This window comes from Paenibacillus sp. GCM10027627 (genome assembly GCF_042675505.1).
Lineage (GTDB): Bacteria > Bacillota > Bacilli > Paenibacillales > Paenibacillaceae > Pristimantibacillus.
On record NZ_JBHTHB010000005.1, the window covers coordinates 425,927 to 443,104 of the forward strand.

The following is a 17,178-nucleotide window of genomic DNA, read 5'->3' on the forward strand; positions in this document are numbered from 1 at the left end:
TTCCAAACTTTATTCACTTGTGGCCGCAGCTTGCTGTATCAGTTTCTTTTTGTCAATCTTCCCATTGAGCGTTAGCGGGAAGGATTCTACGGAAATCATTTCTTCCGGAATCATGTAGGAGGGCAAATAGTTTCTCAGCTCTTCCTTCACCAGATGGAAATCAAACAGCGGCTCCTCCATCAATAAGCAGGAAGAAAGAAACGCCTTCTGGTCTTTGTCCTTCTTCACAATCGTGACCGCCTTGGCAACCCCCCGGCATTTTTCCAGCATAATATCCACTTCTGAAGTTTCAATGCGGTAGCCCTTTATTTTTACCTGCTCATCGTTTCTGCCGAAATACAACAAAACGCCTTCCGGATGCCAACAGCCTATGTCTCCCGTACGATAGTACAGCTCCTCAAACTCCCATAATTTTAATGTCACGAACGAACGGCTCGTTTTTTCCGGGTCATTGAGATATCCTCTGCCAACACCAATGCCGCTAACGATAATTTCACCTTTTTTGCCCGGCGGACAAAGCTTGAAGTTCTCATCCACAACAAAGATTTTCATATTAATAATCGGCTTCCCTATCGGAACTCGCGTTTGATCCGGCAACGGCTCCGTTATAAAATGATGGGTGATATCGTCGGAAGCCTCCGTAGGTCCATAAGCATTTACTAGAGGGATATGCGCATATTGGTTAAACCATCGGTGGACCAGCTTTCCTGACAGCGCCTCGCCCGTAACGAGCAAGTATTGCAGTCCCGTCAGTTCATTTGGTCTTCGTTCCAGCCAATCCAGCATGCCGGCTAAATGAGAAGGTACAACCTCTAGAATAGTAGGTTTGTCGTGTGCAAGCTTGGAAATAAACCGGCTTACATTCCGAATAACCGACTGACTGTAAACAATCGTTTTCCCTCCAGCAAGAAGTGCGGCAAACATTTGCCAAATGGAAATATCAAAGGTGTGGGAGGCGTTTTGAATCACTTTGCTGTCCTCGTTCAACTGAAGATCCTTCACCTTCGCCATTAAGTGATTAAGCATTCCAATATGCTCGATCATCGCTCCCTTAGGCCTGCCAGTCGTGCCTGAAGTGTAGATAATATAGGCAAGATCGTCTGGCCTAGCCGTTTTCAGTGCATCATGACGGAACGTTTCGTTTTCGGTATCCAAAATGTCATTCGTGAGTCGAATACACGTCGTCTGGTCGTTTACGCAAAGCCCGTTAAGATCGTCGGTGTGAACAATTATTTTGGGTTGGGCATCTTCGAGAATGATCTCGATCCGCTCTCTCGGAAAATCAGGTTCGATAGGGATATACACCGCACCGCATTTCCATATCGCCAAAATCGACTGGAGCATGAAAGCCGATCTTTCCATCATGACCACAACTGTATCGCCGTGCCTCAACCCATTTTTTTCAAAATAAGAGGCCAGCTTCCGGTAAGATTGCTGCAATTCACGATAAGTCAAAACGCCCGATTCATCTTCAATGGCACAATGATTTGGAGTAAGCTCGGTTTGCTGTTCCAAAAGATGAATAATGGACTTATCCGCTGCCGACTCAAACCAGTGATCCGAATGATTATTCCAGTCATGCAAAAGTTTCCGCTTTTCGCTCTCGTCCGCATCCAGCATTCGCTCCAGTTTGACATCTGCCGATATCATGGCTTGCAGCGATAAAAATTGCTCCTGAGCCTGTCCGCTCGTAATTAAAAAGGAGCTGTTAGGGCCGACTTCCATAACCATATTGTTGTTTTCCAAATTCGGCATGCTAAGCACAATTGAATACTCGCCCGCAATAGAACGGCTTGCGTTTTCCCCTATAATGAAACAGGAGCGTTCAAGCTCCGTATCGCTTTCATCCAAATAAACTTCCGGCCTCAATCTCTCCTCGATCAACAAATTATAGTCGTTCCAAGACAAATTTTTGATTTCTGCCGTCCCAAAAGATATAGAGGAGCATCCGCCACCCCTATGAAACAGTTCAATTTGAATAAGCTCTCTGCTGCTGTATTTTGCTAATAGAACTCCAAGCACGGCTATATTTTTCCGAACATTACGCTCCGCACCAGAGTCCTCTAAATCCAGCAGCCTTTTCATTTCAAGCATGTGTAATCCTCCTACTCCATCTTCACGCCAACACTCTGCTGCTCGGCAGCATGATAAAAGTAATGACCCACCGCAATATCAAATATCGCCATTCCCATAGGATTGAAAATAACCGTTTCGTTTGAACCTATCTTTTCTAAAGCTTGTCCGCTAAACATTCCCTTTAAGTCAACGACATCTTCTTTATTCAAACCGTTTGATTGATGAAATCGTTCGATTGCCGTTCCTTCCCTGCATACTTCGTCCCAGTCGTCTACAACAATCCCGTTTTTAAACCAAGGATAAACCTCGCTGCCGTAATCTCGTAGCGAAACGTTCAGATGAATAGAACCCGGCTTAGGCTCCAAAGAAATGTAAGGGGCGGACGCTACTGTACATGTAATAAAAAGATCCGCGAAACGATAAGCTTCCTCCCAGCTTTCGGCTGCAGAGACAACGACCCCTCCAGTTGCCAGCGCTTGCGCTTGCTGAATTTTCAAAGGATCAATATCAAACACCATGATTTCTTTTATTCTGTCCCCATACTGATCCAGCAGAAAGGAGAGATGATTTATCCCAATTGGACCTAGTCCAACGATTCCAACCGTCATTTCTTTCATAGACCGATAGGACTCTATCGCTTTCAAAAACAAGCCAGATACGCCAACCGTTCTGATCACGCTTAATAAAGCGGTATTTATAATGGCATAAGGAATCCCGGTGTCCGAATCGTTCAAAATCACTGTGCTGTGCGCACGAGCCATTCCTTTAGACGGATTTTCGGGAAAGCTTGCAATCCATTTGATTCCAGCGGTCGAAATATCGCCCCCTACATAAGCCGGCATTGCGATAATTCGATTTCTTGGATTGTTGAATCTGAGATACGGTTTGAGCGGCTGCGAGAACTGTCCCGAACATAGCGAACGGGCCGCGCTTTCGAGCACCTCGATGATGTTGCCCCACTTATAGCCAATTCTAGTAAGATCGTTTTCGTTTAAATAAATCAAATCTATCCCTCGTCTCTTTAAATTGGATTGCCAATCGTACGGAAAGAAGACAACCCATTTTGAAGCTCATCCTCTAGCTCAGCGCAAGCTTTCATTCGATCCGCCAAGTTTTGAATGACGGGACCCTCTTCCTCTGTCTCTCTCACCCAATAATTTCTAATCAGCATTTTCTGAATAATTTCCCAATTGTTGCTCAGTTTGCCGCTAATGCCTCTTAGCCGATCTAATCGTTCATCCAGCGTCTTATCCATATTTTGCGAGCACACATGCTTTATCGCTGCGTAAAAATAATTTCTGGCGAAAAAAATCGTATCGACTTTTTGAAAAAATAAACTGGCCCAAAAATCATGCGTTTGAAGAAACTCCCGCTTCAAAGAATCGGCCCCTGCGACGGTCTGTGCCAATAAATGCAGTGCCTTCGCATTATCAGCCTCGAAATAGTGATCCGCGATCCTTCCCAGAAAGGATTGAACCTGAAATGGACTCGGCTCATCGATCTGTACAACATACACAAGCCCGTTGTTACCGTTTATAAAATGGTCGAATGGCAGCCTTTCCCTCTGTTTGCTGAATGTCGGATCGATGCAAATCAAATCGTTGCTGCCATCTTCGACACCAATAGCCAAGCAAAAGTGACGATCGTCAATTTGCTGATAAGCGTGAGGATTGCCCCACGGATTCCAAAAAGAACTGATATAAATAATGACGGGGCGACTGTTTTGCAGCTCGGATACCACTTTGGCATACGCTTCTGTGGAGCTGCCGAAGCCCATCTCCTGAATGTCGATACCTGCAAATTCGCGAAGCAGATCGAAGGAAGTATGCTTGACAGCTTCGATGTTCGGCCCAATGCATAACCCCCCGGAAGAGTTGTATTTTACATTCATCGCTTCGGCAAAAGACAATTCATACGCGCGTTCCCAGTGCGTAGAAATGGTAATAATCAGATCCTGAAAACAGTTGGAACTTATCCCTCTAACAGGCTCAATATTCAATGTGTCATTTCCTCCATTTAACCATTCCCCAATTCAATTAAAGTGAGGATGATAATTCGAAATTCCAATTATCGTTTTTAATTTACAAGCTTATACAATTATACTAATTAAAAGTATAGGATTCGACATTTTGAGTCAATATAAGCAAAGGTTAAAATTTTACATTTATTCACTACTCAACCTCTCCCGTTTATCAACAAAATCCCCTTATTGTCACTAAAGATCCAAAAGGACATCTATATTTTATTAAGTAAATAGCAGGCATTCTTTAATTAATATAAAATTGCTAATCAACCATTGTTCTCTTATAATTTTGTGGAAATGCTATTGATCTGGAAGTATAGCTTTTTCGAAAAAATATTAAATGGTATTATTAGCAAAAATTGTCGACGATTTAACAGCTTGGGATTTTGAACTGTCCACACACAGCGGATAAAGCAAACAAACCTTCAAGGAGCTAACTCTCCCTGAAGGTTTGTTTTTGGATGGGGCTTCGCGCCTCTACGTCAACTTAGCAGCACTTAAGCCTTCGTTTGCTTTTCCAACACTTTGAGCAAAAGCGTTACAGCCTCGGAACGCTCGGCTCCGGCATGAGGAGCAAAGCGATTTCCTGCTTTGCCGTGAATAATTCCCGCTTTTTTCAAAGCTGCAACAGCATCTCTCGCCCAAGCAGGAATTAGCTCTTCATCCGCAAATCCAGCCTCAGCTCCGTCTACTTTTTCCAGCTTTAAGGCGTCCGCTAAAATAGCCGCCATTTCCGCGCGAGTAATGGGACGATTCGGTTGGAACGTCCCGTCAGAGTATCCTTCTACAAAGCCCAGCTTCACAGCTTGAGCTATAGCATCCTTTGCCCAATCCTCAATCTCTTCCACATCGGCAAAGTGAAGCGCGTCACCCTTCACATCCGATTTCAACGTTTTCATAAGCATCACAATAAATTCCTGTCGCGTGACCGAACCGTTCGGCTTGAACGTGCCGTCATCATATCCGTTTACGATGCCAAGCTGCACGGCCTTCTCGATATTGGCTTTTGCCCAATGGCTTTCTATATCTGCGAACTTAGCCGGTTCCGGCAGTACGTCCACAGCAAGAACGGCAAATTTCGTAAAATGATTCACTTTCGCCGAAATAAAGTTGTCTTTTACAACGCTGCCCGTCAATTCTACCCAAATCTTCTTCACTTCATCATAGTAGAAAATGGCTGGCCTTTGACCCTTCTTCACGAGCTCAGGATCAAACTTCAACGTGATCGTAACCTCTTTGCCGAAGTTTCCGGCAATGTTTTTGAGGAGCTCATAAACTTCACTCGCAAATACGATGCCGTTAGCCTGGAGCTGAGATTTGTCCGCTACTTTCTCGATCGTCACGGTAAGCGGCTGATTGGATGCTCCTTCCGGAACAGATACGGAAACATCCGATCCTAGACTGACTTCTCCCGCCTGACCGACTGGAATATTAATTTTGCCGTTATTCGATTTCACAGGGCCTGTCGGGATATAAACTCCGCCAATGACTACGCTTGGCGAAGTTACCGTTACTTTAAAAGATAACGTCGTCGATTCCCCTTGACTGTCCGTAGCCGTATAAGAAATCGTCGATTCGCCTACCGATAGCGGAGCTACCGTAATCGTTCCATTCGCCAGGCTTGCGGTTGCCACATCCGTTCGGCTTGAGTTTACGGCATACTTTAGCGTATCACCGGCATCGGGGTCGGAGAAAGCGTTCGCCGCTGCAATGGACAGGCTTGAGCCGCCTACCGTTGCCGATTGATCGGATAGAGTGAGTTTGCCGAGGGGCGCTCTGTTTAGCGTCAATCGTTCAGACTCTCCCTCATCGTCGCCTCCGGTAATGACTAGTTTAAATTGATATTGCTTGTTCGCTTCCAGACCTTGAACCGTTGCGGTTGTGCTTGTCGGCAATACCGCCCCCGCCGTTTGGGCCGGAGACCATGACTGTCCAAGATCGCTGGACTGAAGCAGCTCGATTGTACTGGCTCCCCGTGCGGCAGGCCACTCCAATACCGCGCTATCCGCCGTGCTGGACACCTTTTTTAAACCATAAATAAAATCGATGCCTGACAACGCTTTAAAGCTGTCCGCTACCTTATATTTGTTTAAATAATCTAAAAAGGCATATTCGTTAAACCAAATAATAAATCCGTCTGTAGAATCCGTATGGGAGTGGCTAAGCGCCTGCCCTGTCAGCGTTAATTTGATTTCATTTGTTGTAGTCAAAATCGCTTGCGCCTCGATTCCTTCTGGAAGAGGTCCGGCAAAGAGCTTGCCCGTCTGAATAAAGTCTTCGCCGATTTCTCCGTAGAAAATATCACTAGCCAAGTAACGAAGGGTAATTTCCCCCTCCAGTTCGCCGTTATTCGCTGCCTTCTCCGTAAATCCGCTTCCTTCATAAGCAATCAAAGGCAACGTTTTACCAATTGTCACTGTCCATTTTACTTTCGTTCCTTGCGCTGAAACCTCGTATGTTCCTTGCCATTCGTTACCGTCAATCGTTCTGTTCTTTAATTCCACAGTTGCTCCATCCGAGGCAAAGACTTCCGGGAATAAATCAGCCAAGTTAGTATCCTCTGGAACGTTTAGAAACAAACTGTTTGAAGCTAGATCGACCCAGGCCGACACAAATTCATCCACCTGCTCCACTATAATTCCCGTTAAATCATAATATTGACCCGGTGGCAGTCCTACCTCAGTCCATGCCTCAACAACGGCATCGATAATGCGGGGGTCGTTCAGCTCGTAGTCAACATAGTCCTCTGCCGAGGAAACGAAGGCATCCCTTGCATGCTCGAAGTCTGAAACCGGCATTAACCGGTTGACCAAAACATCGTAGCTTAGATCGCCCAATATTTGTTTGCCATCCAAACCGAGGGAATCCAGCTTCGTCGCAATCAAATATGCCGCTTTATTTTGAATACCGCTATTATAATGGACGCCGCCATAGTCTCCTGAACCTGTGTTTGGCAAATATTTGTAGGTGTTCATATGGTCCGGTTGTCTATACAATGCGGGCGATGCCATATCGCGGATCACTTCGCCGGAGTCTTCTCCTAGAAGCCAGCTTACTTCGTTTTTGTACTCCATTTCGGCCAAAACCCCAAAAATATCGGAGAACGATTCGTTTAGCGCGCCGGACTGGTGACGGTATTCCAGCGCCGAGGTACTTTCCGTAACGCCGTGAGTAAATTCATGCGCGATTACGTCCAGTGCGCAGGAATAACATTGTCCGTTGCCATAAACCATTAAACCGTTAAACCAAAAAGCGTTGTTGTACGGCGTGCCTGGTTCCTCGTAATAATTGGCAACCGACTGCAAATCCATCCCAAAATCGTTAATGCTGTTGCGATTAAAGTTTGTTTTGAAATATTCATACATATAACCCGCGTAATAATGTGCGTTGACGGTATTGGAACTAATCTCGTTCACTGCCGACTCATGCACTTTGTCCGCTTGCTCCAGCAGATCCGACTTCGAGTAGTCAAAGGTGCGGACGACGCCGGAATCCGTGGCAGCATTGTACATCGACCGGCTCCGGTCTTCCAAAATATATACGTTGTCGGTAACCGTTTGATCGTCGATGTCTTCATACGTTACTTTTAAAGGCCGAACGACGACAGCATCGTTTGCCCCCTTGCCATCCGCATTAATATCCGCCGGAGTTTGGGCATGCTCGAGAATGCTGTATTTGTCGATCACTCCCCCGCTATGCGCATCAATATAGGCAACCCATTTGCCCGGCTTAGGCGTCAAATAGCTTAGCTTGACCTCATAGGCCAAGTAGCTGATTCCTTTGTACGGGTAAATGATTAAAGAGGCTTCCGGCTGAGTAGGCAATGACAGCCCGTTTATGGATTGATCTTCGGGGATCGCTGCTCCAAGCTCGCCCTCCAGCGCGGAGCGCAAAGCCTGTATAGCATCTTCAGCTGACTTGACAGGTGTAGTTGAGGTTAACAGAGGCGGCAAATTGTCCGAGCTTGATTCATTTTGAATCTCCGATATTCTCCTGTTCGGGTCCAAATGCACTCTTGCATATTTGCCGTAAACCGGGATACCGTTCTGCTCAAGCTGGTATAAATAATGAGTTCCTCCGAACGAATCTACCGATTTGTCTTGTATAAACAATTGATGACTAGATGAAGAGATTCCAAACTTGGATTGTTTGCCGTTTAAAAATTGAGTCACATCGCTGTCTGTTGCCAGCTGTCCGGACAAAATCCCTTTCTGATGACCGGGCTTTAAACCCGATGCGGCAATTGAAGATGCCGCCCCTTCTTCGTTTGCCGACGCCAGCGCAGCACCAAACAACGAGACCACCATCGCAGCGATAAGCGTGCAGCTAATCGTTTTGAGCGTCCTTCCTTTAAAACTTAGCACCTAATCGATTCCTCCTCCAACATTTAAATTTACAATATAATGAAAATTATCCAGCATATATATTCGAACATACCTTTTTTCGATAGTCAACTATCGTTTTAATAGATTCGCTCAAAAAAGCGAAAAAACTATTCCTAACCTCAACCGATCAAGCATATAGTTTAATCGCTGCACCAACACATCCATTTTGAGGAGGAATTGCTATGCGTCAAAAATGGTTCCGATCCACCGTTACATTCCTTGCGCTTGCCCTTATCACCGTCTCTCTTCTTGTACCCGTCATCAGTGCCGAATCCAGCGCCCCGCTTGCAGTTTCCGCCCAAGGAACAGCCTTTGGAATCGGTACCCCTTATGAAAAGGCAGTCATAGATTTAAGCGTAACGAACTTCTATACCGATCCATTAAGAAACAATACGATTTCCCCGTGGGTGCTGCAGTTTGACTTTTCCGGAGAGATTCAATCGGTCACGGGTGCGGTTATTACGAACAAAGAAGGCAATCGATATACGCTAAAAGGAACAACGGATACGGATGTTGCCTATGGAGAGACGCTCCAAATTAGAGTCGAGGGGACGCTCGGAGGCATTTTGCCCGCACAATTCACAAATCTCACTTTGCGTCCGGAAGTCATAGCCGTTCCTTGGAAATGGCAAGGTGTCTATCAAGTGGGCGACATCGTCGAATATAACGGCGTTTATTACAAAGCTATCCAAGCCCACACGGCGCATGCGACCAATTGGACACCGCCTCAAACGCCGGCTTTATGGAAAGCAACAAGTATTGAAACCTATTCCTACTCCGCTTCGGCCGTTGTCGATCTTGAAATTATAGAATCATGGGCGCTTGGCGCCACGTATACGGCTGGCCAGATTGTTTTTTACAACGGTCAATTTTTTGAATGCGTGCAGTCGCATACAGCTCATGCCCCGAACTGGACACCGGGACCTTATACCGCAAGCTTGTGGAAGCCGGCAGCTTCCCCCTTTTAGTCGAGAGATGAAATTTGCCGTCACCATGCGGCTTCTCCCTTAGCGGACAATTTTAGCATTCATTAAAAAAGAAACCTTTCCTGTTGGTCAGGGGCTTTAGTCCCTCATAACAACGAGAAAGGTTTCTATTTTTTACGTACGGCACCCGGGATCCGCACGCTTAGTGGTTTTTGGCACAGCTAGCCCACCTCAAACCGCCAGCTATTCTGTCCGCCAGCGCTACAAGTTCAGCTCTATCATCGACTGAGCCCGCTCCGGGTAATCGGTAATCATCCCGTCAATGCGGAATTTCAGCACTTCCTTCATGTTTTTTCTGCTGTTTACCGTCCATACCCAAACCTCGCGCCCTGCGGCATGCGCCTGCTCGACAAGCGTTTCCGTCAGCATGACCTGCTCAATGGTATAAAAGTCAACATCAAGCGCCGTCAAATCGCCTAGCGCAAAATAAAGAATTTGCCCAATTTTAATATCGGGCGCTATTTCCCGAATTTGCCTCAGCGAATCGCTGTCAAAAGACTGGATATAGACGTCCTGCTCCATGTCAAAAGCTTGAATCAGCTCCACCACTTCCCGAACGAGCTCATCTCCCGGGCCATATGGCTTTAAGTCGATCAGCACTTTAATCCGGCCTTGCGCTTCGGCGAGCGCTTCGCTTAGCATCGGGATTCGCACCGGCTCCAATTGCATGTCCTCTCCAATGACGAGCTCGCTTACTTCGTCATAAGTCAGCTCGGACACACGCTTTGAAACTCCGGCCATCCTTTTCAGATGATAATCGTGATGCAGTACCGCCACCCCGTCTTTTGTCAGCTGCACATCCAGCTCCACCGACTGAATGCCTTTTTCGATAGCGGCTGTAATAGACGGCAGCGAGTTTTCCGGCGCGACATCCGCAACACCGCGATGGGCGGAAATCAGCACAGACCATTTGGCATAAACGAGACTGTCATTCGCCTTAAAGCCCACTGTCAGAGCAAGGCCGAAGTAGACGGCGGCAATCGTCACAAACACGAGCCGCTTGCGCTTTCTCTCTTTAAAATAAAGCACAATCCGCTTCTCCATCCGGCCAAGCTTGCTCTCATAAATTTGCAGCCGATCTTGCGGCTTAACCCCTTTGTCAAAGCGAAACGCGTAGAACAACCGAGTCAGAAAAATAATATTGATCGGCATAATCAAAAGCGCGAGCATATAGGTCAATATGGTGGACAGCGTCATCGAATAGTGTTCGGTAAATGCTTTCAACACGTTAATGTTTAGCCATGCCGGCAAATACGACAGCAGTGAAATGGCAAGCAAGCCTATCCCGACCGCGAACGCATTAAACAAAAACAGCCAAAAGAAAAGCTGCAGCCGTCTCCCTCTCGTCAGCGTCAAACTGCTGCGAACCGCCTCCGTAATCGTTTTTTTCTCCAGCACGATAAAATGAAGCACAAAAATCCAGCGCAGCACCAAATAAAGCAGCAAAACAACAAGCCCAATGTATACGATCGTCATGGTAACAGAAGCGTCGAGCACCTTGTTTTGCAAAAAAATCGGGAAGTTAAACAAAGCGTAAAACGATGCGGACAACGGAGACTCGATAAAGGGAATGAGAACAAGGAGAAACACGAACAACTGAATAATACCGAAGCCAAATAACCGCGGCGTCTGACGAAGCGTCGTCATCAAAGCATCCGAAATGGCGATCTCCTTGCCGAAATAACGCTGCTGTACCAAAATAATAAGTACACAAAGCTCGATAAACAGGGCAAATGAAGCGACGAGCCCAATCATCATCAGCCCAGCTACCCCCTGATAGCTAAGTCCCAGCCGATACACTTCCGCATTGAGCAAAGAACCCGATCCGACGACCGTCAAAATTCGGTTGAAAATATAAGTAATGACGGGAATGATGACAACGCTTGTAAGCAGCATATAAAAATATTCAAAAAGAAGCAGCTTTGGATACGATGCACGAAAATCGTGAATGCTTCTTCCTAAAAGTTTAAACATAACGGTTCATCCTATCTGTCCAAATTGTGGCTTTCTTACCATTATACTATTCGAGGACCCAAGAAGCGAAAAAGAACGGCTCAAGGTTTCCCTTGGCCGTCCTTCCTCCTGCGGAGAACAAACTTTGCTGCATCAATCTCAGGAAAATCAGGACATTACCTCAATCGTAAATCCGCCCGGCGCCTTGACGTAAAAAGTCCAGGCATGCGCTCGCTGCGGCGGCTCCGCTTCGTACCCGTCTTCCGTAAGCTGCCGGTAAATCTCATTCACCTTTTCTTCCGTTTCTTGAGCAAAGCCGATATGGAACGTTTTCGGGTAAGAAACTTCCGCTCCCTTCATTAAAGTGAGCACCAAACCATTATCGTCGAATAAAGCGGCAAATCCATTTCCCCGCTCTCCTCCAAGCTTAAGCCCGAAATAATGCTGTAAAAATTCGCTTGAGGCCTTCACGTCCGTTACCGTCAAATTCAGATGGTTTAGAATCATTCCTATCCCTTCCTTCCACTTTTTTACTCATGCAAACTTATTTTAACACTTTCGTGCAAGTGCTAAGGTTTATCGGATCAAGCAAGGGAAGGCTAAAAGAAAGCCGCCACTTTCCCTTAATGTTTAGCTTTAATCTTATTCTGTTCGCTTACCATTCGAAGACTGAAATTCATTATCCAGTATGGAGAAAAAATATTGGTCGCTCCACCGCTCCTGCCACCATAATTCTTCTCTAAAAACCGCTTCTCTCGTCATGCCGATCCTCTCCATCAGCGATGCGGAGCGTCTGTTGCCGGCATTGCACATCCCGACAACCTTATGGGCATGGAGCTTTTCAAAAGCAAACTTTAGCAAAAGGGTTCCCGCTTCGCTGCCGTACCCCCGCCCGCTAAATTCGGGGAGGATGGCAAAGCCGATTTCCCAGCTTCTTCTATAGTCATTGTAACTCCATATTTGCGCCAGCCCAATCGGAGTCGAACGCTCTTTTTCTTCCAAAAAGACTACAAAATCATAAGCGCTGATCGGATCCCTTTGCTCCATCTTCTCCAAAAAGTTCAACTTGACCTCGTTTTCATCCCACTGAACATGCTCCTCGAAATACCACAAGGATGGATCACATTCCACCCGGCATATAAAATCCAAATCGGCGGCCGAAACTTTCGACAGACGAATTCCGTTTCCGTATAGATTCATCGCTATTTCTTGCTCCTTTATTCTGTAATAAACATATTTTACCATCTTTAATGGAGCGATCGACGGGCTTAAATGGCTTAAATCAAATTTGATCAACGTCAAAAAAACCGTATTCTCTGCCTAAAAACGGCAATCAGAATACGGTTATGATGAGTCCTTTCCCTCGAATGCTTATAAGATTTTATTTACAAAAAGTGAGGGATACGCACGGCCTATTGGCCGCTGTTACGCATTCAAGTCCGTTATAGCAGGCATATGAATTTCTTTCACATTGGCCGCTTTGGACAGGCTGACAACACATTTCACCAAAGAGACGACGTCTTGAACCGGAATTCGTGTACCGTCATACATAGAAATCGCTTTGTCCGCTCCCTCTTCATAAGGAATTTCAGCCGCCAATTCACCTGGATTGATACAGGTAACGGCGATTTTGTCCTTCCGCACATGCTCGCGCAAAGCGTTGGCAATTCCTCTTAGCCCAAATTTGGAAGCTACAAACGAAACTTGCGCATTATTGGTATGGTCCAGCCCTGCGGTAGAGCCGATCAATACCACTTTGCCGGCATCTGAACGGCGCAAATTCGGCAATAAGGCTTGGATGCATAGAATCGTCTGTGTGATGTTGACATGAATAATATTTGAAATTTCAGCAGGCAAATCCTTTTCGAAATCGTAATGATCCTCAAAACCTTCTTTTTCCCAAATGCCCACGTTATAAATAAGGACGTCGACCATTTCTTCCTTAAGCGCATCCGCTATCATAGCCGATGCTTGCGATTGTCCCAAATCCGCCTGAATCCAATCCCTTTGGATTCCATCCTCTATATCCAAGCTGCCGGGCCGGCTGCGCGATACGATCCACACCCGGTCTCCTTGTTCAGGGAGACCTCTGACAAACGCGTCCCCAAGTCCTTTGCTCGCTCCAAAAACAAGATATGATTTCATTCCTTTCTCCTCCTATCTTTCTGTTGTCCAACATCCAAATTATAACACTCTCATGTCGCAATGATAGGTTTGAATCCCGATTAACGTAAAAAAACCGCGATCCTATTATCAGGATCACGGCCACTGCTAAGCTATTTAAACTCCACCGTCTATAACTCCGCCACCATTATTAGGGTCACCGGTAGGTTGCCCGCTCGGTGCTGGCGGTTGTGTTGGTGGTGTTGGAACTGGCAGGCAAACTGGCGGAATGCCGCCGTTCGGACATGGTGTTGGAATTGGGGTGCAAGCTGGCGGCATGCCGCCACCTGGACATGCTGTCGGAATCGGAATATAAGGTGCTATCATAATAGCATAGTCTCGATTCGTCCCATTTTCCGCAGTAACTCGTACGATCATTCCTGTTGATACAAGACTATTTTGTGCAGCCGGATTTACGCCGCCGTATTGGTAAATAACGAAACTAGCCCCTTCCGATACCGAAATGGCCTCATGTAAAGTTGATACTAAAGTGCCCATTGTCACGTTGCTGACGTTAGTGTCAGTGACAACCACACCCGGAAGGTTAAGCGATGTAATCAAATTTGCATCGCTAGCCGGGGTAGGCGTTGGCGTTGGACTCGGATTTGGAGTCGATAGCGGGTAATTGATTGTTGGTTTCGGCGTTGATGTTGGTGTCGGCACCGGTATAAGCACACCTGTCTGAACCCCTACTTCATAAGAAGGCTGAATTAGCAAATCTCTCGTCGCGTTGCCTGTTCCTCCAAACTTGCCGTCAGTTCCGTTGCTCAGAAGCTTCATTTGCAGAGACAATGCTACATAACCTTTTGCCCAGTCCGATACGGTGCTGTCATTGACACCAGGGTTGTTCTGAGCGTCTTCCTTCTTCCCTAGCCCTTTAACCAGAAAAGCGGCCAATTGCTCTTTCGTTACTTTGCCGGCAGGGTTAAAAGTACCTGCTCCTGTACCGTCGGTAATCCCTGCTTTTTTAACCGCCTCAATATAAGGCAAGGCGTAGCCGTTAGCAGCATCGTTAGCTAGTACATCCGCAAAGCTGGACGTTTTGAGTGAGCTGTCCACGTTTAAACCAAAAATCAAAGCCGCTACTTTTGCGAATTGAGCCCGGTTCATTTCTTCCTTCAGCCCAAACGTGCCTTCTGAAACGCCATCGAAAACTCCCGCGCTGATCAAAGCGTCAAATTTGGCTTTCGTTGCTGCATCCAAATCCTTCAAATCCGTAAAGTCAGCCGATGTTTTGCCACCTTCGGCATAGGCGAACGGAATGATGGAACCTACCAATAAAAATGCGCTTAACGCAAGGGCAAACCATTTCTTCTTCAAATTGTGGACCTCCTTTTTTGATTTCACTTAAATCTAACATTTAATACCAGAATCTATATCGGCAATTTCATCCCTTTTCTATATAGCAAAACCGCCTTTTTTCTAAATTTTTTCTCGATTATTTGTAGAAGTTGCTTTCAACTGCCGTAACTCCCGTTTTTACCGCCATCGTCCAGCCAAAAGGGTCTTCGACCGCACCTGTTTGGATATCGGTCAGAGCCATATACATCCGGCCAGTAACGGTTCCCGTTGTTCCGTCCCCTACAGTAAGCCGCTCCCCTTTCCAGCACAATTCGCGGATTGGAGAAATGACAGCCGCCGTTCCCGAACCAAACGCTTCCTGTAAAGCGCCGCTTCGGCCCGCTTCAAAAATCTCCTCTATCGACAGCCGCTTTTCTTCCACCTCAATCCCCTTATGCCGGAGCAGCTCTAAACAAGAATCGCGCGTAATTCCCGGCAAAATACTGCCGCTTAAGGCTGGAGTAAACACTTTTCCATCTATGACAAAAAAGACGTTCATGCTCCCCACTTCTTCCACATATTTATGTTCGGCGCCATCGAGCCACATCACTTGCGCGTACCCCTGCTTCTGTGCCATATGCTGCGATTTAAACGTCGCTGCGTAATTGCCTGACGTCTTTGCCTCGCCAACACCTCCTGCAACAGCGCGAACAGCCTCAGGCTCCACATAAATATGAACCGGCTTCAGTCCCTCGGAATAGTACGGTCCCACAGGCGACAAGATGATGATGAACTGAAAACGCTCCGATGGCGCAATGCCAAGAGCCGGCTGTGTCGCAATAACAAATGGACGGATATAAAGCGAGTTGCCGCGCCCCTCGGGAACCCACTCGGAATCCAAAGCGATTAACCTTTTTAATGCAGTGAGAGCAAGCTCAACATCGATTTCGGGCATGCACATCCTGCTGTTCGATCTGTTCAAGCGATTGAAGTTGTCGCGGGGCCGAAAAAGCTGGATGCCGCCGCTTGGCGTCCTATACGCCTTCATTCCTTCAAAACTGGCTTGGCCGTAATGAAAAACTTTGGATGCAGGGTCAAGCAGCAGAGGTTGATGCGGAATAATGCGAGGATCATGCCAGCCTAAGTTCGAACTATAATCCATAACAAACATGTGGTCGGTAAAATGAACCCCGAACTCTAAATCATTTCCGTGCGGCTTCACTTTTTTTTCCGTCCTGCATTCGATTCCAATCCCGAAATCATGCACTTCCCATCACGTCTCCTCATTAAAATGATAGCATTTGATTGAATCCTATCACTCTATGAGGTATATATAAAATATCTAATATGTTTGTTGTTCATACCTTAAAAGTATGCAAAAGGGGAGGGCCCTATGGACGTTCGCCAGATGAAATATTTTCTCGCCATCGCCGAAGAGAAACAAATCACCCGCGCCGCCAAGCGGCTTCATATGGAGCAACCGCCTTTAAGCAGACAGTTGATGCTGATGGAGGAGGAGCTAGGCGCTCTACTATTTGAACGGAGCAAAAAGCAGTTGGTGCTAACGCCAGCAGGGGAACTGCTGAAGGAACGGGCCGAAAAGCTGCTGCTGCAGCTCGACGAAACCGTTAAAGAGGTGAAAGAAATGGAATCCGGCGTACGCGGGACACTTGCGATCGGCGCAGTCGTATCCTGTGTCTCTCTGCTGCCCAAGCCGATTAGCGCCGTACGGGCGCAATATCCGAATGTGAAATTTAAAATAGTGGAAGGCGATCATTTTATGCTGGGCCAATTGCTTGAAAAACGTTCCGTTGAACTCGTCATCTCCAGATTGCCATTTGAAGCGCAGATGGTTCCGAGCAAACTAGAGGTTCTGCCTCTGCCGTCCGACCCGTTCGTCGCTCTGCTGCCAGCGGGCTCAGCACCGATCGCAAGCGGCCACGATATCAGCCTCAGTGAGCTAGTCAGTTATCCTCTACTCACTTTAAAAACGGATAAAACGACCCGTATGCATGAACTGGTCACAAGTGAATTCAGACGGCATGGCTTCGAGCCTAACATCATTTGCGAATGCTCAAGCGTAGCCATTATTATGTCGCTGGTTGCGGCTGGCATTGGAGCTACCGTCTTTCCGAAGTCGGCGGTGTCCATCTATCCCGAAGGTTTTATTGAAATTCGAACCATCCGGGACGCAGACTTCCAATCGGATGTAGGCATCGTTTGGCTGAAAGAGCACTCATTATCCAAACGGGCACGTCACTTCCTGCAATACTTTCAGCCGCAATTGTTGGACTAGCCGGGCACGTACCGC

The 17,178-nt window shown here is 46.8% G+C and carries 12 protein-coding genes; 2 read left to right on the forward strand and 10 right to left on the reverse strand.

Translation table 11 applies throughout. The features are described from left to right. Positions 1–9: 9 nt before the first annotated feature. The 4 genes from ACFQZE_RS19335 to ACFQZE_RS19350 all read right to left on the reverse strand — a co-directional run bounded on the left by ACFQZE_RS19335 (position 10) and on the right by ACFQZE_RS19350 (position 8,463). Positions 10–2,094, reverse strand: coding sequence for an amino acid adenylation domain-containing protein (locus tag ACFQZE_RS19335; protein WP_379360030.1), 2,085 nt, complete (start codon positions 2,092–2,094; stop codon positions 10–12). An 11-nt stretch (positions 2,095–2,105) separates the two neighbouring features. Then, positions 2,106–3,080 carry a 2,3-diaminopropionate biosynthesis protein SbnB gene (locus ACFQZE_RS19340; RefSeq protein ID WP_379360032.1) on the reverse strand — a complete coding sequence of 325 codons (975 nt, stop codon included), beginning with the start codon at positions 3,078–3,080 and terminating at the stop codon, positions 2,106–2,108. Between the two features lie 17 nt (positions 3,081–3,097). Beyond that, positions 3,098–4,075 carry a hypothetical protein gene (locus ACFQZE_RS19345; protein ID WP_379360034.1) on the reverse strand — a complete coding sequence of 326 codons (978 nt, stop codon included), beginning with the start codon at positions 4,073–4,075 and terminating at the stop codon, positions 3,098–3,100. Positions 4,076–4,596: 521 nt separating this feature from the next. Continuing rightward, positions 4,597–8,463, reverse strand: a complete 3,867-nt coding sequence (locus ACFQZE_RS19350; protein ID WP_379360036.1) for an S-layer homology domain-containing protein — start codon at positions 8,461–8,463, stop codon at positions 4,597–4,599. 203 nt (positions 8,464–8,666) lie between these two features. Here ACFQZE_RS19350 and ACFQZE_RS19355 point away from each other — a divergent pair, with 203 nt between their 5' ends. Further along, positions 8,667–9,452, forward strand: a complete 786-nt coding sequence (locus tag ACFQZE_RS19355) for a carbohydrate-binding protein (RefSeq protein ID WP_379360039.1) — start codon at positions 8,667–8,669, stop codon at positions 9,450–9,452. A 219-nt stretch (positions 9,453–9,671) separates the two neighbouring features. On the opposite strand, the gene ACFQZE_RS19360 is transcribed toward ACFQZE_RS19355, so the two are convergent. From ACFQZE_RS19360 to ACFQZE_RS19385, 6 genes are all read right to left on the reverse strand, one after another. Next, a complete protein-coding gene (locus ACFQZE_RS19360) occupies positions 9,672–11,444 on the reverse strand; it encodes a glycerophosphoryl diester phosphodiesterase membrane domain-containing protein (protein WP_379360041.1) in 1,773 nt (590 codons plus the stop codon). 147 nt (positions 11,445–11,591) lie between these two features. Beyond that, positions 11,592–11,930 carry a VOC family protein gene (locus tag ACFQZE_RS19365; RefSeq protein ID WP_379360043.1) on the reverse strand — a complete coding sequence of 113 codons (339 nt, stop codon included), beginning with the start codon at positions 11,928–11,930 and terminating at the stop codon, positions 11,592–11,594. A gap of 135 nt (positions 11,931–12,065) precedes the next feature. Continuing rightward, positions 12,066–12,623 carry a GNAT family N-acetyltransferase gene (locus ACFQZE_RS19370; protein WP_379360045.1) on the reverse strand — a complete coding sequence of 186 codons (558 nt, stop codon included), beginning with the start codon at positions 12,621–12,623 and terminating at the stop codon, positions 12,066–12,068. 225 nt (positions 12,624–12,848) lie between these two features. Continuing rightward, positions 12,849–13,568 (reverse strand): SDR family NAD(P)-dependent oxidoreductase, encoded by a 720-nt coding sequence (locus tag ACFQZE_RS19375; RefSeq protein ID WP_379360047.1) that lies wholly within the window; start codon positions 13,566–13,568, stop codon positions 12,849–12,851. Between the two features lie 135 nt (positions 13,569–13,703). Continuing rightward, positions 13,704–14,906 carry an S-layer homology domain-containing protein gene (locus tag ACFQZE_RS19380; RefSeq protein ID WP_379360049.1) on the reverse strand — a complete coding sequence of 401 codons (1,203 nt, stop codon included), beginning with the start codon at positions 14,904–14,906 and terminating at the stop codon, positions 13,704–13,706. A gap of 118 nt (positions 14,907–15,024) precedes the next feature. After that, positions 15,025–16,134 (reverse strand): branched-chain amino acid aminotransferase, encoded by a 1,110-nt coding sequence (locus tag ACFQZE_RS19385; RefSeq protein ID WP_379360051.1) that lies wholly within the window; start codon positions 16,132–16,134, stop codon positions 15,025–15,027. A gap of 126 nt (positions 16,135–16,260) precedes the next feature. Between ACFQZE_RS19385 and ACFQZE_RS19390 the strand changes: the two genes are divergently transcribed. After that, positions 16,261–17,163, forward strand: coding sequence for a LysR family transcriptional regulator (locus ACFQZE_RS19390; protein ID WP_379360053.1), 903 nt, complete (start codon positions 16,261–16,263; stop codon positions 17,161–17,163). Positions 17,164–17,178: the final 15 nt, after the last annotated feature.

Coding starts and splice junctions, on each gene's coding strand:
- ACFQZE_RS19335 (WP_379360030.1), bottom strand. CDS start 2,094: ATGCTTGAAATGAAAAGGCTGCTGGATTTAGAGGACTCTGGTGCGGAG.
- ACFQZE_RS19355 (WP_379360039.1), top strand. CDS start 8,667: ATGCGTCAAAAATGGTTCCGATCCACCGTTACATTCCTTGCGCTTGCC.
- ACFQZE_RS19360 (WP_379360041.1), bottom strand. CDS start 11,444: ATGTTTAAACTTTTAGGAAGAAGCATTCACGATTTTCGTGCATCGTAT.
- ACFQZE_RS19365 (WP_379360043.1), bottom strand. CDS start 11,930: ATGATTCTAAACCATCTGAATTTGACGGTAACGGACGTGAAGGCCTCA.
- ACFQZE_RS19370 (WP_379360045.1), bottom strand. CDS start 12,623: ATGAATCTATACGGAAACGGAATTCGTCTGTCGAAAGTTTCGGCCGCC.
- ACFQZE_RS19375 (WP_379360047.1), bottom strand. CDS start 13,568: ATGAAATCATATCTTGTTTTTGGAGCGAGCAAAGGACTTGGGGACGCG.
- ACFQZE_RS19390 (WP_379360053.1), top strand. CDS start 16,261: ATGGACGTTCGCCAGATGAAATATTTTCTCGCCATCGCCGAAGAGAAA.